The following is a 21,592-nucleotide window of genomic DNA, read 5'->3' as shown; positions in this document are numbered from 1 at the left end:
CTTCCTCACATCCGGAAGACGCCGAAGCCGCCGCGCGCGCCCTCGTAGGGCGCCGTGTGGATCGCGGACAGGCACAGGCCGAGGACGGTGCGGGTGTCGCGCGGGTCGATGACCCCGTCGTCGTACAGCCGCCCGGACAGGAACATCGGAAGGGACTCGGACTCGATCTGCTGCTCCACCATCGCGCGCAGCGCCGCGTCCGCCTCGTCGTCGTACGGCTGCCCCTTCGCCACCGCCGACTGCCGGGCGACGATGGAGAGCACCCCGGCGAGCTGCTGGGGGCCCATGACGGCCGACTTGGCGCTGGGCCAGGCGAAGAGGAAGCGCGGGTCGTACGCGCGCCCGCACATGCCGTAGTGACCGGCTCCGTAGGACGCGCCCAGGAGCACGGACAGATGCGGTACCCGCGAGTTGCTGACCGCGTTGATCATCATCGCGCCGTGCTTGATGATGCCGCCCTGCTCGTACTCCCTGCCGACCATGTAGCCGGTGGTGTTGTGCAGGAAGAGCAGCGGGATGTCGCGCTGGTTGGCGAGCTGGATGAACTGGGCGGCCTTCTGGGACTCCTCGCTGAACAGCACGCCCTGGGCGTTGGCGAGCACGCCGACCGGATAGCCGTGCAGCCGCGCCCAGCCCGTGCACAGGCTCGTTCCGTAGAGGGGCTTGAACTCGTCGAAGTCGGAGCCGTCGACCACGCGTGCGATGACCTCGCGGGGGTCGAAGGGCACCTTCAGGTCCCCGGGGACGATCCCGAGCAGCTCGTCCTCGTCGTACTTGGGGGGCTCGGCCGGGCCCGGATCGCCGTACGCCTTGCGGTGGTTGAGGCGGGCGACGACCCGGCGTGCCTGCCGGAGGGCGTCGTACTCGTCGACGGCGTAGTGGTCGGCGAGACCCGACACGCGCGCGTGCATCTCGGCGCCGCCGAGCGACTCGTCGTCGCTCTCCTCGCCGGTGGCCATCTTCACCAGTGGCGGCCCGCCCAGGAAGACCTTGGCCCGCTCCTTGACCATGATCGCGTGGTCGGACATGCCGGGGATGTACGCGCCGCCCGCCGTCGAGTTGCCGAAGACGACGGCGATGGTCGGGATCCCGGCGGCGGACAGGCGTGTGATGTCGCGGAAGATCGCGCCGCCCGGGATGAAGATCTCCTTCTGGGAGGGCAGGTCGGCGCCGCCCGACTCGACGAGGCTGATGCAGGGCAGCCGGTTGGCGAGCGCGATGTCGTTCGCCCGCAGGGCCTTCTTCAGGCTCCACGGGTTGCTCGCGCCACCGCGCACGGTCGGGTCGTTCGCGGTGATCAGGCACTCGACACCCTCGACGACCCCGATGCCGGTGACGAGCGAGGCGCCGACCGCGTAATCGCTCCCCCAGGCCGCGAGCGGCGACAGCTCCAGGAACGGGGTGTCCGGGTCGACGAGCAGTTCGATGCGCTCGCGGGCGAGCAACTTGCCTCGTTTGCGGTGCCGTTCGACGTACTTCTCCCCGCCGCCGGCGAGCGCTTTGGCGTGCTCGGTGTCGAGTGCGGCGAGACGGGCGAGCATGGCCTCGCGGTTCGTCGCGTAGTCGGGGGACGCGGTGTCCAGGGCGGACGCCAGGACCGTCACAGCAGCACCTCCGGGATGTCCAGGTGGCGGGAGCGGAGCCATTCGCCGAGGCCCTTGGCCTGGGGGTCGAAGCGGGCCTGGGAGGCGACGCCCTCGCCGAGGATTCCCTCGACGACGAAGTTGAGGGCGCGCAGGTTGGGCAGCACGTGACGGACGACGGTCAGATCGCGGGTCTCGGGCAGCAGGTTCCGGAATCCGTCCGTGGTCAGTTCATGGGCGAGCCAGCGCCACGCGTCGTCCGTGCGCGCCCACACCCCGACGTTGGCGTTCCCGCCCTTGTCGCCGCTGCGGGCACCGGCGACCAGACCGAGAGGCGCGCGCCGCGTGGGGCCGTCGGCCGGGAGGGGTTCCGGGAGGGGCGGCTGCGCAGGCGGTTCGAGTACGAGCGTGTCGGCGCCCGGGGTCACATGGATTCGGCGCCCGTCATTGAGGACCGCCACATGGTCCACGGCCATATGGTCGACGTACACATCCTCGAAGACCCCATAAGGCGCCCCCTTTCCGGGTGGGGCGACCACATGGAACCCGGGGTAGCTGGCGAGTGCCAGCTCGATCGCGGCGCCGCTGAGGGCCCGCCCGACGGACTCCTGGTCGGCGTCCCGGACGACGAGCCGGAGCAGGGCGCTCGCGGTCTCCTCGGTGGGGGCGTCGGGGTGGTCGGTGCGGGAGAGATCCCAACCGACGTGCGCGGGACGGGACTTGGAGGCGTCGAGGGCGGCCTCCATCTGGTCCCGTACGAGGGCGGCCTTGCGCTCGATGTCGAGTCCCGTGAGGACGAAGACGACCTCGTTGCGGAAGCCGCCGAGCCGGTTGAGGCCGACCTTGAGGGTCGGCGGCGGGGCCTCGCCGCGTACGCCGTCGATCCGTACCCGGTCGGGCCCTTCCTGCGTCAGCCGTACGGTGTCGAGCCGGGCCGTGACGTCGGGGCCCGCGTACCGGGCGCCGGACGTCTCGTACAGGAGCTGCGCGGTGACCGTGCCGACGTCCACGAGGCCGCCGGTGCCGTCGTGCTTGGTGATGACGCTGCTGCCGTCCTCGTGGAGTTCGGCGACCGGGAAGCCGGGGTGGCGGAGCCGTTCGAGGGGCTGCTCGGCGAAGAAGGCGTAGTTGCCGCCGGTGGCCTGGGTGCCGCACTCCAGCACGTGACCTGCGACGACGGCGCCCGCGAGCCGGTCGTATGCGTCCGGCGCCCAGCCGAAGTGCGCGACGGCGGGCCCGGTGACGAGCGCGGCGTCCGTGACGCGGCCGGTGACGACGATGTCCGCGCCCGCCCGCAGGCACTCGGCGATCCCGGCGCCGCCGAGGTAGGCGTGCGCGGCGAGGCTCTGCGGATGGCGGGCCGTGAGGTCGTCGCCCTCGACATGGGCGACGACGGCCGGGATGCCGAGCCGCTGCGCCAACTTCCGTACGGCGTCGGCCAGTCCGCCGGGGTTGAGCCCACCGGCGTTCGTCACGATCCGCACGCCCCGCTCGTGCGCGAGCCCGAGACACTCCTCCAACTGGCGTAGAAACGTGCGGGCGTAGCCGGCCGACGGGTCCTTCAGGCGGTCGCGGCCCAGGATCAGCATGGTCAGTTCGGCGAGATAGTCGCCGGTGAGGACGTCCAGCGAGCCGCCGGTGAGCATCTCGCGCAGGGCATCGAAGCGGTCGCCGTAGAAGCCGGAGGCGTTGCCGATGCGGAGGGGCGGGGTCACTGGGTGTCCCCCTGCGCGGCCTCCGGCACGTCTCCCTCCGGCACGTCTCCCTCCGGCACGTCTCCCTTCGGCGGGCGCCCGGCTCCCGGCGGGCCCGCGAAGGCCTGGGCGATGTCCAGCCACCGGTCCGCGTCGGGGCCTTCGGCCTGTACGGCCAGGTCGGCGCGGTGGGTCCGCTGGGTGACGAGCAGGCAGAAGTCGAGCGCGGGGCCGGTGACCCGCTGGGGCGCGTCCTCGGAGCCGTACGCCCACAACTCGCCCGCCGGGCTGACGAGTTCCACTCGGAACTCCTCGGCGGGCGCGGGGAGCCCGTGTACCGCGAAGGCGTAGTCGCGGGCCCGCACCCCGATGCGCACCACATGCCGTAGCCGGTCGGTAGGTGGCCGCACCACACCCAGCGTGTCGGCGATGTCCAGGCCGTGGGCCCAGGTCTCCATGAGCCGCGCGGTCGCCATGGAGGCGACGGACATGGGTGGCCCGTACCAGGGGAAGCGGGTCCCGGTGGGCACCGCGCGCAGGGCCTCCTCCAGCGCCTTCCGCCCGGCCCGCCACTCGGCGAGCAGCCGGTCGGGGGCCAGCCGTGCGACGTCCTCCGCCCCTTCGTCGACGAAGGTGTCCGGCGCCGCGAGGGCCTTCTCCACCTCCGCCTTGAACGCCTCCGCGTCCGTCACCGCGATCAGCGCGGCGCGGTCCGTCCAGTGCAGGTGGGCGATCTGGTGGGCGATGGTCCACCCCGGGGCCGGCGTGGGGCGCGCCCACTGCTCCTTGCCCAACTCCCCTACCAGCAGGTCGAGTTCCTCGCTCTCCCGGCACAGATCGTCGATCACGGACGACGACGGATCGGACACGATGGCGCTCCCCTCGGGGCACGGCGGTGTGCCCTCGGAGCATGGCAGCGTCCACAGAAACAATCAAGCGTGCTTGCATTAATTGGGAACCGGGATGGGGCCATCAATTGGCCGAACCGGGGTGGGGCTTCGTCATGCACAAGTCACCCCACTAAGCTCCCCGCTCATGTTCACCCCCACCCCCGTCCCCGGTCCGGCCCCCACTCCCGCCGGGCCCGCCCCCGACGCGACCGTCTACCGCCTCGGCAGGCGCCGCCTGCGGACCGGCCTGCCCGGGACGCTGATCATGGTCGTCGCCGGGCCGCTGCCGCTGGTCCTGACGGCGGCGAAGGGCGGGGGCAGCGTCGGGAGCTGGGTGTTCGGGGGCGTATGGCTGCTGCTCGTGGGCGGGCTCGGGGTGCTCATGGCGTGGGCACTGTGGGCCGGGCGCCGGTCGCTGCTCGCGTTCGACGCGTACGGCGTGTGGTGGCGGCCCCGCGGGAACCGGCAGGCGGTGCTGCCGTGGCAGTCGCTGGCCGGGGTCGGGCTGTACTGGGCGTCCAAGGGCGACGCGAAGTCCGGTCACAAGGTCATGAGCCTGGAGCTGTGCCCGTACGGCGACGTGAACGAGACCGACCCGGTGCTGAAGCCGCTCGTCGTGCGGCACCAGCCGCTGCGCCCGGGGCTGCCTGAGCGCCGCTACCGCATCGCCATCCCGATGTACGCCAGCCGCGCCTGGGGCCGGGAGCTCGCGGGGGCCGCGTACGCCCGCGCCCCGCAGCTCTGGTTCGGCGAGCACGAGCAGCCGTCCGACTACATGCGCCCGCTGCGCAGCTCCCGCTGACGACGGGCGCCCACCTTCGCGGGGCTACTCCTCCAGGCCCTTGGCCCGGCCGCGCCCTATCTGGGTCCGCACCGCGCCCATGCTCGCCGCGATGACGAGGGCGATCGCGAGGGCCTCGGTGGCGGAGAGGGCCTGGTCGAGGATGAGGAAGCCGGCGGTCGCGGCGATGGCCGGTTCGAGACTCATCATGATCGCGAACGTGGAGGCGGGCAGGCGGCGCAGGGCGAGGAGTTCGAGGGTGTAGGGCAGGACGGAGGAGAGGATCGCGACGGCGCCGCCGAGGGCGAACGTCGTCGGGTTCAGCAGCTTCGAGCCCGACTCGACGATCCCGAGCGGCATGAACAGCACGGCGGCGACCACCATGGCGAGCGCGAGCCCGTCGGCCTGCGGGAAGCGTCGGCCCGTACGGGCGCTGAAGACTATATATGCGGCCCACATGGCGCCTGCCAACAGAGCAAAGGCGACACCTATGGGGTCGAGGCTGCTGAAGCCTCCGCCTCCCAGCAGGAAGACGCCGCCGAGGGCGAGCCCCGCCCAGACGAGGTTGAGCGCGCGGCGGGACGCGACGACGGAGAGGACCAGCGGGCCGAGCACTTCGAGTGTGACGGCCGGGCCCAGCGGGATCCGGGCGACCGACTGGTAGAAGAGCCCGTTCATCGCGGCCATCGTGATGCCGAAGACGACGATGGTGCCCCAGTCGGCGCGCGTGTACCCCCGCACCTTGGGCCGGCACACCACGAGCAGCACGACCGCGGCGACGATCAGCCGCAGGGTCACGACCCCGAGCGCCCCGACCCGCGGCATCAGCGTCACGGCGAGCGCCCCGCCGAACTGCACCGAGATCCCACCGGCGAGAACGAGACCCACGGGACCGAGGGCGCCCCATCGCGAGGCGGCCCTCACCCCCTCGGCTTCCGCCACGACAGCCGCGACCGACGGCTCGGCCACCGTCGACGCCACGGCAGCAACAGGCGAGGGCAGATCAGCGCTGGGGTTGTTCACGGAGGCCGTCCAGGGAGGTCGCTTCGCACCCCGCTCCGGAGCCCGAATCGGAATGCCGCTTCAAGATTTGTTCATCACGATGAACTTCAAGGTCCAGAGTAATGGACTACGTCAGGCACGTAAACCTCTTTCACCGCTTACGGTGCCTCAGCGGCGCGCCATGTGGAGGTCGAGAGCCTCGCGCAGGAGGTGGTCGTGGGGATTCTCGTTGCCTTGGTCCGGCAAGTCGGGTGGGTGGGGTGCTGCCGGGCGAGGGCATGGGCGGTGGTCGGATGGCGTGCTCGAATACGCGTACGGGGGCTCGTGGGGAAGGTGGGGGGCACGGTGGGCTCGGCGGTGCAGAGGGTGACGAGGGCCGTGGGGTGGCTGGTGATCGCTGTCCTGGCTCTCGTCCTGGGGGTGGCGATGGCCTTCCAGGTGCGCGGGGCGCTGGAGCGGGAGCGGGAGTTCCGGGCGGCGCCGGCGTGCGCCTCCGTCCCGGTGAAGGCGTCGGGGTGCCTGTGGAAGCAGGACTTCACCGTTCGGAAGGCCGACACGCACCGCGGAGAGCGGCACGAGTCGCCGGAGGCGGAGTTGTTGCTGCCGTCCGGCAAGCCGTGGCACGTGACGTTCCCGCAGACCGATCCGGTGGTGTCGGGGATGGAGCCGGACGACAAGGTCGTCGGCCTGATCTGGCACGGGCAGGTCGTCGAAGTACGGGACGCCGACGGGCAGCGCCAGCAGACGTCCGACGGGCCCGTGGAGTGGCCCGAGGACCGTCTCGGCGGCGCGCTCGCCTGTATCTCGTTCGGCCTGACCGCCCTCGTCGGAGGAGTGTGGGGACTCTTCACGCGGGGCTACCGGCGCCGCGCGAAAGCGGCGGCCGTGGTGCAGTGGCACGGCGTCGGCCTGGGCGTCACAGCCATCCTGACGCTCTGGGCCCAGGCGGCCAACGACTGGCCGATGTGGTCGATCCCGGCAATCTGGGGCCCCCTCGCGCTCCTCCTCCTGGCCTCCATGACGGCCTTCGCCGTGGCAGCCCTCCGCGGGGACCTGGACGACGAGGCGCCTGCGCCCGTGGGGTACGTCCACCACTGAGGGCCCCGTCTGGGCGAACGGTGTGGGTGGTCGGATTCTCACTCAACCGTTGGCAGCCGTCTCTAGGGTGCATCGAGGAAGTCCACTGATCGTCCCGGAGGCGGCATGTCCTTGCAGATGAAGTTGAGCGCGATCACCCTCGACTGCCCGGATCCGCTGGCTTTGGCGGCGTTCTATCAGCAGGCCACCGGTCTGGAACTCCATCCCAAGTCGAATGCCGACTTCGCCGGGCTCGACTGTGAGGACGAAGTCTTCATCGGCTTTCAGCGGGTCGACGGCTACCGGGCTCCGCGCTGGCCTGAACAGACCGTTCCTCAGCAGCTTCACATGTGCTTCAAGGTCGAGCGGGACTTGGCCCAGGTCGAGGCCCGGTTGCTGGAGCTGGGTGCGGGCAGACCGGACCATCAGCCTCATGGGGCCAGGGCGCGCGTTCTCACCGATCCGGTCGGGCATCCCTTCTGCATCATCGAGGAGGCCGATTGAGGAGGCTGGAAGAGGAAGCTGACTGAGGAGTTCTCGACGGCTGTGGGCCCCGCTCCGGTCATCCATGTCCTCGGAATGAGCGGGACTGTCAACGGGTGCCCTCCAGCCCCTCCGCCAGCACCTCCGCCAAGTGGCGCCCCTTCACCCCGGCCAGTTGCTCCAGTTGCGTCCGGCACGAGAAGCCGTCCGCCAGGACCAGTGTGTCCGGGGTCGCCGCCCGTACCGCCGGGAGCAGTTGTTCCTCCGCGCAGGTCTTCGACACCTCGTAGTGGCCTTTCTCGAAGCCGAAGTTGCCTGCCAGGCCGCAGCAGCCGCCGGCGAGGTCGCCGGTCAGGCCCGCGGCCTCGCGCAGGTGGCGGTCGGCCCTGTCGCCGAGGACGGCATGCTGGTGGCAGTGGGTCTGGCCGGTGACCGGGCGGTCCAGATGGGGCGGGGTCCAGTGCGGGGCGTGGCGTTCCAGGGTCTCGGCGAAGGTCGTCACCAGCGCCGCCAGGCGGGGCGCCCGTGGGTCGTCGTGCAGCAGCTCCGGGAGGTCGGTGCGCAGGGCGGCGGCGCAGCTCGGTTCCAGGACCACGACCGGGGTGCCCATCTCGATGAACGGCTCCATCAGGTCCAGCGTGCGGCGCATCACGGCGCGAGCGCGGTCGAGCTGGCCGGTGGAGACGTACGTCAGGCCGCAGCAGACCCGGTAACGGCGGTGCGGGAGGAAGACGTTGAAGCCACGCGGTGCCTTCGACATCCCGTCACCGATCGCCGCCCTCGGACCATCGTCGCCGATCGCCGCCCTCGGACCATCGTCGCCGATCGCCTCCCTCGGACCATCGTGCCTGGTCGACAATCCCGACCCCCCGTCGCCGATCTCCGCCCCCGCCTCCACTCCCGCCACAACCTCACGAACCGACCCCCAATTCAGCCGTACCCGCGGCGGCAGCAGCACAGCCATCCCCGCCGCCTCCAGGACGCGTACGGCCGCGCGGCCCACGGACGGTGACAGGTGTTCGGTGAAGGTGTCGGGCCACAGGACGACGGTCTGGCCGGTTCCGCCGAAGCCCGGGAAGGGGCCGTGTGCCTGGCCCCGTTTCATGTCCCGTACGTAGGCCCGTGCCCGGTCCCGGAAGCGTCGTGACCACCAGCGGCTGAACGTCTCCGGCGCCACCCTCGGGATCTCCCGCTCCGGCGCGAGGCCGCCCAGCCGTTTCGCCAGTGCCGCCAACGGGCGTACGGAAGCCAGGGAGTTGACCAGGCCTGCCGTGCGCGTGCGTGACACCGTCGACAGCCAGAGCGGGAGCCAGCCCATCGCGTAGTGCGCGGCCGGGCGGCGGCGGCCCTCGTAGTGGTGGTGCAGGAACTCCGCCTTGTAGGTGGCCATGTCGACGCCGACCGGGCAGTCGGAGCGGCAGCCCTTGCAGGAGAGGCAGAGGTCCAGTGCGTCGCGGACCTCCGGGGAGCGCCAGCCGTCCGTGACCACCTCGCCCGCGAGCATCTCGTGCAGCAGTCGCGCCCGGCCGCGCGTGGAGTGCTCCTCCTCTCCGGTCGCCCGGAAGGACGGGCACATGACGCCCCCGCCGGCACCGGCCGGCGTACGGCACTTGGCCACCCCCACGCATCGCCGGACCGCCGCCGAGAAGTCCCCGCCGTCCGCCGGATACCCGAACTCCACGTCCACCGGCTCCCGCGGCAGCACCGCGAACCGCAGGTTCTCGTCCAGCCGGTGCGGTCGTACGAGCATGCCGGGGTTGAGGAGGTCGCCCGGGTCCCACAGGCCCTTCGCCCGCTCGAAGAGGCTCACCATCTCCGTGCCGTACATGGTGGGCAGGAGTTCCGCGCGCGCCTGTCCGTCCCCGTGTTCGCCCGAGAGCGAGCCGCCGTGGGAGACGACCACCTCGGCCAGTTCCTCCGAGAAGCGCCGGAAGCGGGCGATCCCGTCGGTCGTCATCAGGTCGAAGTCGATGCGGACGTGGATGCAGCCGTCGCCGAAGTGGCCGTACGGCGTGCCGCGCAGGCCGTGGGCCGTCAACAGGGCCCGGAAGTCGCGGAGATACGCCCCGAGCCGGGCCGGCGGCACCGCGCAGTCCTCCCACCCGGGCCAGGCCTCGCTGCCGTCGGGCATCCGTGTCGCCGTACCGCTCGCGTCCTCCCGGATGCGCCACAGGGCACGCTGTCCGGCCGGGTCGGTGACCACCAGGGAGTCGCGGACGTCGGCGGCGCGCACGATCGCGTCCCCGCGCGCGCGTGCCTCCTGCGGCGTCGAACCGCCGGTCTCCACGAACAGCCAGGCGCCGCCCCGTGGCAGCCCGGCATCGGTGCGTACGAGATCGGCCGCCATGCCCTCCACCGTGAGGGGGCCGTGCGGCAGCAGCCCGGCCGCCGCCTGTGCCGCCGCGCTCTCGTCCGCGTACGCCAGCACCGCGAGCGCCCGCGCGCGGGGCGCCTCCACCAGTCGTACGACCGCCTCGGTCAGCACCCCCCACGTGCCCTCGGAGCCGCAGAAGGCGCGGGCGACATCCGCGCCCTTCTCGGGGAGGAGCGCGTCCAGCGCATAGCCGGAGATGCGGCGCGGGAGGTCCGGAAAGCCCGTGCGCAGGCGGGCCAACTCGCCCTCCACCAGCGCCCGCAGGCCGTCGGGGGCGCCCGCCCAGTCCTGGCCCAGCCGCAGCGAAGCGCCCTGACCGCTGATCACCGACAGCTCACGCACACTGTCCGCCGTCGTGCCCCAGGCGACCGAGTGCGAGCCGCACGAGTTGTTCCCGATCATTCCGCCGAGCGTGCAGCGGCTGTGGGTCGAGGGGTCGGGGCCGAAGCGCAGGCCGTGCGGGGCGGCGGCCTCCTGGAGGCGGTCCAGGACGACACCGGGCTGGACCACCGCCGTGCGCGCCTCCTCGTCCAGCGACACGATCCGGTTCATGTGACGGGTGAAGTCCAGCACCACGCCCGTGCCCGTCGCCTGCCCGGCGATCGACGTGCCGCCGCCGCGCGGCACGACCGGCACGCCCTGTGCACGGCACACCGCCAGGGCCGCCGCCACGTCGTCGGCGTCGCGCGGCGCGACGACGCCGAGCGGCACGCGCCGGTAGTTGGACGCGTCCATGGTCGTCAGCGCCCGTGCGGTCGCGTCGAAGGCGACCTCGCCGCGCACGGCCTTCCTCAGTCCGGTCCGCAGTGCCCCGAGATCCGTCATGACCCCAGGATGCCCCTCGCCACTGACAGTGACCGGATCATCACTGACCATCATGCGAACGGCGGCGTGTACCCGAATCCCGAACATGTACGGCGCGATTCCAAGACCGGAACCAGAACCTTCCCAATTCGATCACGAACTCTCATATAGTGACCGCCAGTTGCGTATCAGGTGTCGCTTCTCGCCCAGGACACGACCGAGGACACGATTCATGACCCCGCCCACCCCCTCTGGCTCCGGCGAACGACCCACCTTCCGCGCCGTGGCGCCCGTCCCGCTGATCGCCGCCGTACTGGCCGCCCCCGCCGCCGGCGTGGCCGTCGCGCTGGCGCCCGACTCGGTGCGCACTCCCCTCGCCTGGGGCGCGGGCGCGGCCGTCCTGCTGCTGTGCACGGCCATCGCCTCGGCCGCCCACGCCGTACAGACGTCGAGGCTCATGCGCCGCCGTCTCGACTCCGTGACCGAGGACGCCGGACGCCTCCTTCAGGAACGGGCGCGGCTGGCCTCGGAGTTCCACCAGGAACGCACACGGCTGGCCGACGAGTCCGCCCGGGAAATGGCCCGCCTCAGGGAGGAGTCCGCACGGGAAATGGCCCTCCTCAAGGAGGCCTACGACCAGGAACGCGCGGCTCTGACGGAGGAGTTCACCGGGGAAGAGGACCGCCTCACCGCGGAGAACGCCCAGTTGACCCGGCGCGTCCGGCAGGCCGTCGGCGACCGCGCCGCCGCGATCTCGGCAACCGCCAACGCGGCCGCCCGTATGCAGGCGCTCTCCACCGGCATGCTCGCCGACCTGCGCGCCATGGAGGAGAAGCACTCCGACGAGGAGGTCCTCGCCGACCTCCTCCACCTCGACCACCGCACCGCCCAGGCGGGCCGCCTCGCCGACTCCGTCGCCGTCCTCACCGGCGCGCGCTCCGGGCGCCGTTGGGCGCGGCCGATCGTCATGGAGTCGATCCTGCGCGGCGCCATGGGCCGCATCGGCGGCTACCAGCGCGTGCGCGTCCACTCCTCCAGCGAGGCCGCCGTCGCCGGGCACGCCGCCGAGGGCGTGATGCACGCGCTCGCCGAACTCCTCGACAACGCCGCGAACTTCTCGCCGCCGACCGCCGAAGTGCATGTGTACGTCGAAGAGGTTCCCGCCGGCGTCATCGTGTCCGTCGAGGACAGCGGCCTGGTGATGGGCGACGTCCAGCTGCGCCGCGCCGAGCGCGCGGTCTCCGGGGACACCGGGGGCGCAGCCGAGCTGGGCGGGCTCAGCGGGACCCGGCTCGGGCTCGCCGTGGTCGGCCGGCTCGCCCGCAAGCACGGCCTGAAGGTGTCCTTCCGGCCCTCCGCGCGCGGCGGCACCGGCGTTCTCGTGCTGATCCCGCAGGACATCCTCACGCGGCCGAACGCCCCGCTGCCGGGCGAGGCGGAGACCGGGTCCGCCCCGGCGGTCGCCACGGTCGCCGAGGAACACGTGGACCACCCGGTCGAGAGCCGGCCGCAGAGCCCCGAGAGCGCCGCGAGCCCTCAGCACCCGCCGGTGTCGTACGCCGCCGCCCGCGCCGTCGGCGACCTCGACCCGGACCCGGTCCCCACGCACGAGTCGCCCGACCGCTCCGGCACGGCCGCCTCCCGCAACGAGGCGAAGGACGCCGAGGACTCCCAGGACGCCCCGGAAACGCCCGGCACAGGCGGCCTCCCCAAGCGCCGGCGCGGCCGCACCCTCGCCCACGCCGAGCGCAGCCGCGGCCACGCCACGGGCCAGGTGTCGGGCCAATCCGCGGGCCAGGCCTCGGGCCAGGCGGTCCGCGAGCCCCGTACCGCCGCCGACGACGCCAAGGCCCGGATCGCCCGCTTCAGCAGCTTCCGCCAGGCGGTCCGCGGCGCGAGCCCGGACCAGGCCACGGACCGAACCGGCGAACAGGCCTCCCCGCAGGAGACCGCCCCGGCCGAACCCGCCACCCCCTCGCAGCCGCACCAGCACCCGGAAGGCGACACCACCCCATGACCGGCAGCACCACCACCGCCGACGAGAAGCTCACCTGGCTCATCGAGGGCCTGCTGGAGCGCACCCCGGGCGCCCGGCACGCGCTCGTGCTCTCCCGCGACGGCCTGAAGCTGTGCCGTACGCCGGAGCTCTCCGTCGACCAGGCCGACCAGCTCGCCGCGATCGCCGCCGGCATCCAGTCGCTCTCCCACGGGGCGTCCGTGGAGTTCGGCGACGGCAGCGGCGGTGTGCGGTCCGCGATGGCCGAGTTCTACGGCGGGGTCCTGTTCATCGTCGAGGCGGGCGAGGGCGCGCACCTCGCCGTGGTCACGGCCGAGGACGCCGACGCCGGGCTCGTCGGGCACAACATGAGCGAGCTGGTGGAGCAGCTGGGCGAACACCTGCGCGCGGAACCGCGTTCGTCATGAGCCGGCCGGGCAGGGACGACGCGCCGGACCGGCTCTACACCCTCACGGGAGGACGCAGCCGGTCCGGTCCTGACACCCCGTTCGACCTGGTGACGCTCGTGGTCGCCGAGTGCGATCCCGTGGTGGGCATGCAGTCGGAGCACGCCGCGATCCTGCGCCTCGCCCAGCGGCCCACGGCCGTGGTGGAGATCGCGGCCGAGCTGCGGCTGCCGGTGAGCATCACCAAGGTCCTGCTCTCCGACCTCCTCGCCGCGGGCCGGGTCAGCGCCCGCCATCCGCACCCGGCGGCTCTTCCCAACCCCGACATCCTGGAGCAGGTGCTCGTTGGACTCCGTAACCTCTGAGGACCACCGGCCCTCAACTCCTGAGGACTTCCGGCCCTCTGATGCGCGCACCCCGCTGGGTGCCTCCGCCGACAACGGTCTGAAGATCGTCGTCGTCGGCGGCTTCGGCGTCGGCAAGACGACCCTGGTCCGCTCCGTGAGCGAGATACGTCCCCTCAACACCGAGGAGACGATGACGCGGGCCGGTGAGGCCATCGACGACATCAGCGAGGTGCGCGGCAAGTCCGCGACCACCGTCGCCTTCGACTTCGGCCGCATCACGCTCGACGCGCACAACGTGCTGTACCTGTTCGGCGCGCCCGGGCAGGAGCGCTTCTGGTTCCTGTGGGACCGGCTCTTCTCCGGCACGCTCGGCGCGGTCGTCCTCGTCGACACCCGGCGCATCGACGACTCCTGGTACGCGATCGACCGCCTGGAGCACCACGGCACGCCGTTCATCGTCGCCTGCAACGACTTCGGCGGCCCCGTCCACACCCCCGCCCAGATCCGCGAGGCCCTCGACCTCGACCCGCACGTCCCGCTGCTCGACTGCGACGCCCGGTCGAGGGAGTCCAGCAAGCGGGTGCTGATCACGCTGGTCGAGCATCTGCAGAGCCTGTACGCCACCCAGGGCGCCGCCCATATCGACCACGAACGCCCCATTCAATCCCCGGAGTTGGCCCTGTGACCCCCGCACCCGTGCCCCTCAGCGGGCCCAGGTTCCATGCCGAACCCGCCCAGCTGTACCGGGAGATGCGGCGCGACCACGGCTCGGTGGTGCCGGTCGTGCTCGACGGCGACATACCCGCCTGGCTGGTGCTCGGCTACCGCGAACTGCACCAGGTCACCGGCGACCCGGTGCTGTTCAGCCGCGACTCCGACCTGTGGAGCCAGTGGGACAACATCCCCGCCGACTGGCCACTGCTGCCGATGATCGGCCGTAAGCAGCCCTCGATCCTCTACACGGTCGGCGAACGCCACCGCGAGCGCGCCGGGATGATCAGCGACGCCCTGGAGGCCGTGGACCCCTCCGAACTGCGGGCGCACGCGGAGAGGTTCGCCGACGAACTCATCGACGCGGTGTGCGCCAAGGGCGAGACGGACCTCATCGCGGACTACGCGGCCCTGCTGCCCGTCCGCGTCCTCGCCGTCCTCTACGGCTTCGCCGAGGAGCAGGGCCCGGGGCTCGTCACGGCTCTCAACGACATGATCAACGGACGGGAGGGCGCCCTGGCCGGACAGCAGCATCTGGCGTCCTCCATGGCTCAGTTGCTGGCCGACCGCGCGGCGCAGCCCGCGGACGACGTCGTGTCGCGCATGCTCGCGAACGACAGCGGCTTCACGCCGGAGGAGATCACCCAGGACCTGATGGTCATGATGGCGGCCGGCCACCAGCCGACCGCCGACTGGATCGGCAACTCGCTGCGCCTGATGCTGACCGACGACCGTTTCGCGGCGTCGCTGTTCGGCGGCCGGCACAGTGTCGCCGAGGCCATGAACGAGGTCCTGTGGGAGGACACTCCCTCCCAGAACATCGCCGGTCGCTGGACCTCTCGCGACACCCAGCTGGGCGGCCGTCGCATCCGCGCGGGCGAGCTGCTGATCCTCGGCCTCCAGGGCGCCAACTCCGACCCGCAGGTCCGCACCGACGGCTCCGCCCTCACCGGCGGCAACAACGCGCACTTCTCCTTCGGGCACGGCGAGCACCGCTGCCCGTTCCCGGCGCAGGAGGTCGCGGAGGTCATCGCGCGCACCGGCATCGAGGTCGTCCTCGACCGGCTGCCGGACATCGATCTCGCCGTACCCGAACAGGAGTTGACCCGCCGGCCGTCACCGTGGCTCCGGGGGCTGACCGAGCTCCCGGTGCGGTTCACCCCCGTACCGGCGCGCTGAAGCCCGCACCCCAGGCACTCGCCGCACCCAAGCACCCGCCACGCCCGCGCGCGAGCACCCCTGCCCGCACGCCGATGCGCAATGCCCCTACCCCGCCCCTTGGAGGCACCCCCGCATGACCGCTGGTACCGAAGAGACCCGTACCGAAGAGACCCGTATTCCCCTGGACCCCTTCGTCACCGACCTCGACGGCGAGAGCGCCCGGCTGCGTGCGGCGGGACCGCTCGCCGCCGTGGAGCTGCCCGGCGGCGTCCCGGTCTGGGCGGTCACGCACCACGCCGAGGCGCGCGCGCTGCTCACCGACCCGCGTCTGGTGAAGGACATCAATGTGTGGGGCGCCTGGCAGCGCGGCGAGATAGCGCCCGACTGGCCGCTGATCGGGCTCGCCAACCCGGGCCGCTCCATGCTCACCGTGGACGGCGCGGACCACCGCCGGATGCGCACGCTGGTCGCGCAGGCGCTCACCCCGCGCCGCGTGGAGCAGATGCGCGACCGCATCACCAAGCTGACGCAGGGGCTCCTCGACGGCCTGGGCGCTCTGGAGAGCGACGTCGTCGACCTGAAGGCCGACTTCGCCTATCCCCTCCCCATGTTCGTCATCGCCGATCTGATGGGCATCGACGAGGCGAAACTGCCGCGCCTGAAGGTGCTCTTCGAGAAGTTCTTCTCGACGCAGACCCCGCCGGCCGAGGTCATCGCCACGCTCACCGAGCTGGCCGGGATCATGGCGGAGACGGTCGCGGCCAAGCGCGCCGAGCCGGGCGACGATCTCACCTCCGCCCTGATCCTCGCCTCCGAGGACGGCGACCACCTCACCGACGAGGAGATCGTCTCCACCCTCCAGCTGATGGTCGCGGCCGGCCACGAGACGACGATCTCCCTGATCGCGAACGCCGTCGTCAACCTCTCCGCCCACCCCGAGCAGCGCGCCCTCGTCCTCTCCGGCGAGGCCGACTGGTCCACGGTCGTCGAGGAGACCCTCCGCTACTCGACGCCCACCTCCCACGTCCTCATCCGCTTCGCCACGGAGGACGTGCCCGTCGGCGACAAGGTCATCCCGGCGGGCGACGCGCTGATCGTGTCGTACGGCGCGATCGGGCGGGACGAGACGGCCCACGGCCCGAGTGCCGGTGACTTCGACATCACGCGTACGTCGGAGAACCGCCACATCTCCTTCGGCCACGGCCCGCACGTGTGCCCCGGCGCGGCCTTGTCCCGCCTGGAGGCGGGGGTGGCGCTGCCTGCCCTGTACGAGCGCTTCCCAGCACTCGACCTGGCGGTCCCGGCGTCCGAGCTGCGCAACAAGCCGGTGGTGACGCAGAACGACCTGTTCGAGGTGCCGGTGCGGTTGCGGGAGATCTAGCCTGTCCGGCGTTTGAGGACGAGCGCGTCAGCGCGACACGGGGGTCTGGGGGCGGAGCCCCCAGCACCACCCGCCCCGTCTCACCGGACGGACGACGTTTCGCCCAGGTTTCCCGAAACAGCTACGCTCCCCCCGTGGCTGAGATCCAGATTCCCGCTGACATCAAGCCCGCCGACGGACGTTTCGGCGCGGGCCCCTCCAAGGTGCGGACGGAAGCGCTGGACGCGCTGGCCGCCACCGGCACATCCCTCCTCGGTACCTCCCACCGCCAGGCCCCGGTCAAGAACCTGGTCGGCAAGGTCATCGAGGGCGTGAGCAGCCTCTTCTCCCTCCCCGAGGGGTACGAGGTCATCCTCGGCAACGGCGGCTCGACCGCGTTCTGGGACGTGGCGACGCACGGCCTGATCGAGAACAAGTCGCAGCACCTCAACTTCGGTGAGTTCAGCTCGAAGTTCGCCAAGGCGGCCAAGCTCGCCCCCTGGCTGGCCGAGCCGACCGTGATCGCGAGCGACCCCGGCACCCACCCGGAGCCGGCGCCCGAGGCGGGCGTCGACGTCTACGCCTTCACCCACAACGAGACCTCCACCGGTGTCGCGGCCCCCATCAAGCGCGTGGCAGGTGCCGACTCCGGTTCCCTCGTCCTCGTGGACGCCACGTCCGGCGCCGGCGGCCTCCCGGTCGACATCGCCGAGACCGACGTCTACTACTTCGCCCCGCAGAAGTCCTTCGCCTCCGACGGCGGCCTGTGGATCGCGGTGTTCTCCCCGGCCGCGATCGAGCGCGCCGAGCGGATCCACGCGAGCGGCCGCCACGTACCGGAGTTCTTCTCGCTCCCCACGGCGATCGACAACTCCCGCAAGAACCAGACGTACAACACCCCGGCCCTCGCCACCCTGTTCCTGCTCAACGAGCAGCTGGAGTGGATCAACGGCCAGGGCGGCCTCGCCTGGTCCACGGCCCGTACCAAGGACTCCTCGACCCGCCTGTACAGCTGGGCCGAGGAGAGCAAGTACGCGACCCCGTTCGTCACCGACCCGGCGAAGCGCTCCCAGGTCATCGGCACGATCGACTTCTCCGACGAGATCGACGCCACCGCCGTCGCCAAGGCCCTGCGCGCCAACGGCATCGTCGACACCGAGCCCTACCGCAAGCTCGGCCGCAACCAGCTCCGCGTCGCGATGTTCCCGGCGATCGACCCGTCGGACGTCGAGGCGCTCACGAAGTGCATCGACTACGTGATCGAGAAGCTGTAACCGTCGTCTTCGCTACGACGTAGGGGGCGCCCGGCGATCACCGGGCGCCCCCTCGTCATGCGGCTGCTCGTCGCAGGGCCGTGCGGTTCACGTCGCCGTACAGCTCACGCTCGGCGCGCTTCCGCCGCCCGGTGCGCCCCCGAAGCCGAAGCTCGCCGAACCGCCCGCCGCGATCGCCCCGTTGTGGTCGGCGTTGGACGCGGTCACGGTCGTCCCGCTCTGGGTGTACGACGCGTTCCACATGTTGGTGATCTGCTGGGCGCCGCTCCAGGTCCAGGTGACCTTCCAGGACTTGATCGCCGTGCTGCCCGTGTTCGTCACCTTGACCTCGGCGTTGAAGCCGCTGCCCCAGTCGCTGCTGACGGTGTAGGCGGCGCTGCACGCGGCCGTGCTTCCACCGCCGCCACCGCCTCCGCCGCCCCCGCCCGTGCCCGGGAAGCCGGGCGCCTTGACGCTCGCCAGGTAGCCGTCCTTCACGGTGTCCACGGTCGCCCAGTCGTCCTTCAGGATGCCGCCCGTGTCACCGGAGTTGGGGTTCCACGACCAGAAGGTCCAGGAGATGCTGTCGGCGCCGTAGGTGGAGGTGGGCCGCATGTACGAGACGAGCGCGGCCAGCCACTTCTGGTCGATCGTCGACTGGAGCGTCGTACCGAACTCGCCGACCCAGACGGGGGCGATGTTCTGCTTGAAGATGTAGCCCCAGTACTTGTCCCACACGCCCGGCATGTTGGCGGGGAACGAGGGATCGTTGAACCAGCTCTGCTGGGCGACGCTGGTGGCGTAGTCGTGGGCCGAGTACACGACCCGGTTCGCCACGTTCAGCTGGACCGGGTACTGCCCGACCCCCATCAGGTTGCCGCCCCACCAGCCGGACGTGCCGTTGAAGGTCTGGACGCCCTCCACGAAGATCAGCAGCTGGGGGTTGACGGACAGCACGGCGTTTCCGGCCCGCTGGGCGGCGAGGCGCCAGTCCGTCGCCGTGTCCCCGCAGCCCCAGCAGGCGGGATCGTGCGGTTCGTTGTGCAGGTCGATGCCGATGACGGTGTCCTGGCCGTTGTAGCGCGTCGCCAGCGCCTTGAGGTTGGCGATCCACGTCGACTCCGGTACGGCGGAGGTGTACCAGAGCGCCGACTGCCCGCTCGCATCGGGACGGTGCCGGTCCAGGATCACCTTGAGCCCGTCCTGACCGGCGTACGACACGAGCTTGTCCATGATCTGCAGGGAGTTGAGCCCCTGCAGATCGGCGTTCTTGCCACTGCTGAAGTCGATGCTGTTGGGGACGGTCGAGGACTTGAAGATGTCGTCGCTGTAGGGAAGCCGGATGGTGTTGTAGCCCAGCGACTTCATCTGGTCGATCATGCTCTTGTAGTCGCGGGACCAGAGGCCGTGGACCACGTAGTTGGCGGTCTCGAAGCCGAACCAGTTGATCCCGGCGATGCGCACGGGCTGGTTGGCCGCGTCCAGGATCTGGCGCCCGCTCGTGTGCCAGTAGCCGGCGCCCGCGGCGGCCTCGGCAGTGGCGGCGGACGCCGGGGGCGCGCCCGTCAGGGACAGGGCCACGAGCGCGGCGACGAGCACGCCGACCACTCTTCGTACCAGGGGCATGTCGCTGGTTCCTCTCGGGGAGGCGCGGGCCCGGAACGAGTGGGAGCGCTCCCACAACGCCACGCAACCCCATGGAAGACCGCACGCATGAACACGTCAAGCCTCCGCGTGACAATCGGGACGATCAGCGCCTGCACGGAGGCGCCACCGGCGGAGCAGGGGCAGAAAGCAGGGGCACGAGCAGGAGCCCCTCAGTCCCTGCGGAGCAGCCGCTTCAGGCCGAACACCAGGGCCAGGGCTACGGCGAGGGCGAGCGCGCCGACCTTGAAGTTGGCGTTCATGCCGCCGCCCCCGCTCCCGCCCGCGGAGTCCGAACCGCCGCCCTTGGACGACGAGTTGCCCCCGCTGCCGCCGCCGGGCACGCTCTCCGCCGTCACCTCGCTGTTCGTGCCCTCGGAGCCGTACATCAGCTCGGAGCCGTCGGCGGTATAGGTGACGGACTCGCCCTGCCTCTGGAGCGGGACGTTCAGCCGGCCCTGCCGCTTGGGCCTGCCGTCCTTCCACTGGTAGGCGATCCCGCCGAAGTACCCGCGTACGGCGAGCTGTTTGCCGTCGGGCGAGAAAGCCGCGTCGGTGGTCCACAGGTCGATGTCGGCGATGCGCTTGAAGACGTTGGTGCCGGAGGTGGTCAGCTGCGCCGGCGCTTCGTAGAGGCCGCCGCCGTCCTCGTTCTTGGAGACGATGTAGACCCGCCCGGTCTTCGGGTGCACCATCAGCGCCTCCGCGTCCCGGGCCCCGTCCGCGTACTTCACGACGTACTGCGTGGCACGGATCGTCTGGTCCTTGAGCACCTTCGGCTCGGGCAGCTTGTAGACCCACACATAGGACCACTTGCCGCCGAGGTTGTCGCCGATGTCCCCTACGTAGAGGTCGCCGTCGGGGCCGATGGAGATGGCCTCGACGTCGCGGGGCCTGCCGACGCCGGTCATCGTGATCCGGGCGACGGTCTCGCCGCTGCTGCTGTCGACGGCGTACAGGTACGGTCCGTCGTCGCTGTCGTTGTGCGTCCAGTAGATGCCGGGGTGGGCATGCGAGGCGGCGAGTCCGCTGGACTCGGTGATCCGGGGATCCTTGATGGTGAACCCCTCGTCCCCGTCGGCGGCGACGGCGGTGGGCGCCGCCAGCGCGACGACGAGGGCGGCCCCGGCGAGGAACGGAAACGATCGGCGCATGCGCATGCGCCAAGCCTGCCATCCCGCACTGCCCGGGAGTTCGCGGGTCGCCCCGGGAAGACAGGGCGGACCGCGTGTCCAGCCTCACACCCCGGCCGCCCGTGCCCCTCGCACTGATCGACGATGATGTGCGGATGCTCAGGTTCATGCCCGTCGGCGACTCCCAGACGATCGGTAGCGCGGGCGAACACACATGGCGATACCGGATGTGGCAGCACCTGCGCGCGACGTACGGGGGTCCGTTCCGGATCGTCGGCCCGCGCGAGACGCTCTACGACAAGGCGCTGGACGCCCCGACGTCGTACGAGTACGCGGACCCGGACTTTCCCCGCGCCCACCTGGCCGGCTGGGGCGAGGGCTGGCTGCACATGGCCCCGCTGATCGGCGACGCGGTGCGCTCGCAGCGCGCGGACGTCCTGCTGGTCGCCCTCGGCCTGATCGACCTGGGCTTCTACACGAACGCCCGGCAGACCGCGGAGAACATGCGCACCTTCATCGCCGAGGCCCGCGCGGCGAACCCGCGCGTGCGCATGGTCGTGCTCCCGGTGATACCGAACGTGCGCGCCGAGACGGACGCCCCGTTCGCCGCCGAGGTCGCCGCCTTCAACGAGCTGCTCGCCAAGGCCGTCGCCGACCTCGACGAACCCCGCTCCCCGCTGCTGCTGGCCTCGCCCCCGCCGTCGTACGACGTCGACTTCGACACGTACGACGGCACGCACCCGAACGCGAGCGGCGAGCACAAGATCGCGGAGGGTTTCGCGGAGGCGATGTACCAGGCCTGGGACCTGGGCGAGCCGTACACGGCCGGAACCGCCTGACCGATTCCCGGCGTTGCCCGGTCACCGTGCGTATCGTTGTACTGCGCGGCTGC

General features: G+C 71.5%; 18 protein-coding genes. 11 read left to right on the top strand and 7 right to left on the bottom strand.

Going from position 1 to position 21,592, the window contains the following annotated elements; genetic code table 11:
• Positions 1-5 precede the first annotated feature (5 nt).
• From AB5J56_RS25290 to AB5J56_RS25280, 3 genes are read right to left on the bottom strand one after another with little or no spacing between them, the layout of a single operon-like run.
• Entirely contained in the window at positions 6-1,604 is a 1,599-nt protein-coding gene (locus AB5J56_RS25290; protein WP_369235247.1) for an acyl-CoA carboxylase subunit beta, read from the bottom strand.
• On the bottom strand, positions 1,601-3,298 hold the full coding sequence (locus tag AB5J56_RS25285; protein ID WP_369235245.1) for an acyclic terpene utilization AtuA family protein: 1,698 nt from the start codon (positions 3,296-3,298) through the stop codon (positions 1,601-1,603). The genes AB5J56_RS25290 and AB5J56_RS25285 overlap by 4 nt, the downstream gene beginning before the upstream one ends.
• Positions 3,295-4,146: a TIGR03084 family metal-binding protein gene (locus AB5J56_RS25280; RefSeq protein ID WP_369235243.1), complete on the bottom strand. Its 852-nt coding sequence runs from the start codon at positions 4,144-4,146 to the stop codon at positions 3,295-3,297. Before AB5J56_RS25280 ends, AB5J56_RS25285 begins: the two co-directional genes overlap by 4 nt.
• Positions 4,147-4,312: 166 nt before the next feature.
• Here AB5J56_RS25280 and AB5J56_RS25275 point away from each other — a divergent pair, with 166 nt between their 5' ends.
• Positions 4,313-4,969: a hypothetical protein gene (locus AB5J56_RS25275; RefSeq protein ID WP_369235241.1), complete on the top strand. Its 657-nt coding sequence runs from the start codon at positions 4,313-4,315 to the stop codon at positions 4,967-4,969.
• 24 nt (positions 4,970-4,993) lie between these two features.
• Here AB5J56_RS25275 and AB5J56_RS25270 read toward each other — a convergent pair whose 3' ends face one another.
• Complete coding sequence (locus tag AB5J56_RS25270) at positions 4,994-5,971, bottom strand: DMT family transporter (protein WP_369235239.1); 978 nt, start codon at positions 5,969-5,971, stop codon at positions 4,994-4,996.
• Positions 5,972-6,328: 357 nt separating this feature from the next.
• On the opposite strand from AB5J56_RS25270, the gene AB5J56_RS25265 reads away from it, so the two are divergent.
• Positions 6,329-7,048 carry a hypothetical protein gene (locus AB5J56_RS25265; RefSeq protein WP_369235237.1) on the top strand — a complete coding sequence of 240 codons (720 nt, stop codon included), beginning with the start codon at positions 6,329-6,331 and terminating at the stop codon, positions 7,046-7,048.
• A 105-nt stretch (positions 7,049-7,153) separates the two neighbouring features.
• Positions 7,154-7,531, top strand: coding sequence for a VOC family protein (locus AB5J56_RS25260; protein ID WP_369235235.1), 378 nt, complete (start codon positions 7,154-7,156; stop codon positions 7,529-7,531).
• Between the two features lie 88 nt (positions 7,532-7,619).
• Here the strand turns inward: AB5J56_RS25260 and AB5J56_RS25255 are convergent, their stop codons facing one another.
• Positions 7,620-10,709, bottom strand: coding sequence for an FAD-binding and (Fe-S)-binding domain-containing protein (locus AB5J56_RS25255; RefSeq protein ID WP_369235233.1), 3,090 nt, complete (start codon positions 10,707-10,709; stop codon positions 7,620-7,622).
• Between the two features lie 211 nt (positions 10,710-10,920).
• Here AB5J56_RS25255 and AB5J56_RS25250 point away from each other — a divergent pair, with 211 nt between their 5' ends.
• The 7 genes from AB5J56_RS25250 (at position 10,921) to serC (ending at position 17,944) form a co-directional block, all read left to right on the top strand.
• Positions 10,921-12,705 (top strand): ATP-binding protein, encoded by a 1,785-nt coding sequence (locus AB5J56_RS25250; RefSeq protein WP_369235231.1) that lies wholly within the window; start codon positions 10,921-10,923, stop codon positions 12,703-12,705.
• Positions 12,702-13,112, top strand: coding sequence for a roadblock/LC7 domain-containing protein (locus AB5J56_RS25245; protein WP_369235229.1), 411 nt, complete (start codon positions 12,702-12,704; stop codon positions 13,110-13,112). Before AB5J56_RS25250 ends, AB5J56_RS25245 begins: the two co-directional genes overlap by 4 nt.
• Positions 13,109-13,456 (top strand): DUF742 domain-containing protein, encoded by a 348-nt coding sequence (locus tag AB5J56_RS25240; protein ID WP_369235227.1) that lies wholly within the window; start codon positions 13,109-13,111, stop codon positions 13,454-13,456. Before AB5J56_RS25245 ends, AB5J56_RS25240 begins: the two co-directional genes overlap by 4 nt.
• 55 nt (positions 13,457-13,511) lie before the next feature.
• Positions 13,512-14,123: an ATP/GTP-binding protein gene (locus AB5J56_RS25235; protein WP_369242763.1), complete on the top strand. Its 612-nt coding sequence runs from the start codon at positions 13,512-13,514 to the stop codon at positions 14,121-14,123.
• Positions 14,120-15,328 carry a cytochrome P450 gene (locus tag AB5J56_RS25230; protein ID WP_369235225.1) on the top strand — a complete coding sequence of 403 codons (1,209 nt, stop codon included), beginning with the start codon at positions 14,120-14,122 and terminating at the stop codon, positions 15,326-15,328. Before AB5J56_RS25235 ends, AB5J56_RS25230 begins: the two co-directional genes overlap by 4 nt.
• A gap of 115 nt (positions 15,329-15,443) precedes the next feature.
• Positions 15,444-16,691, top strand: a complete 1,248-nt coding sequence (locus AB5J56_RS25225) for a cytochrome P450 (RefSeq protein WP_369235223.1) — start codon at positions 15,444-15,446, stop codon at positions 16,689-16,691.
• Between the two features lie 134 nt (positions 16,692-16,825).
• On the top strand, positions 16,826-17,944 hold the full coding sequence (gene serC / locus AB5J56_RS25220; RefSeq protein WP_369235221.1) for a phosphoserine transaminase: 1,119 nt from the start codon (positions 16,826-16,828) through the stop codon (positions 17,942-17,944).
• A gap of 87 nt (positions 17,945-18,031) precedes the next feature.
• On the opposite strand, the gene AB5J56_RS25215 is transcribed toward serC, so the two are convergent.
• The gene (locus AB5J56_RS25215) at positions 18,032-19,549 is read right to left on the bottom strand and encodes a cellulase family glycosylhydrolase (protein ID WP_369235219.1); all 1,518 of its coding nucleotides are present in this window, start codon (positions 19,547-19,549) and stop codon (positions 18,032-18,034) included.
• Between the two features lie 191 nt (positions 19,550-19,740).
• Positions 19,741-20,721, bottom strand: a complete 981-nt coding sequence (locus AB5J56_RS25210) for a WD40 repeat domain-containing protein (protein ID WP_369242761.1) — start codon at positions 20,719-20,721, stop codon at positions 19,741-19,743.
• 134 nt (positions 20,722-20,855) lie between these two features.
• Here AB5J56_RS25210 and AB5J56_RS25205 point away from each other — a divergent pair, with 134 nt between their 5' ends.
• Complete coding sequence (locus tag AB5J56_RS25205; protein WP_369242759.1) at positions 20,856-21,539, top strand: SGNH/GDSL hydrolase family protein; 684 nt, start codon at positions 20,856-20,858, stop codon at positions 21,537-21,539.
• Positions 21,540-21,592: the final 53 nt, after the last annotated feature.

The organism is Streptomyces sp. R21 (assembly GCF_041051975.1).
GTDB lineage: Bacteria > Actinomycetota > Actinomycetes > Streptomycetales > Streptomycetaceae > Streptomyces.
This window is presented reverse-complemented; position numbering and strand designations above follow the sequence as displayed.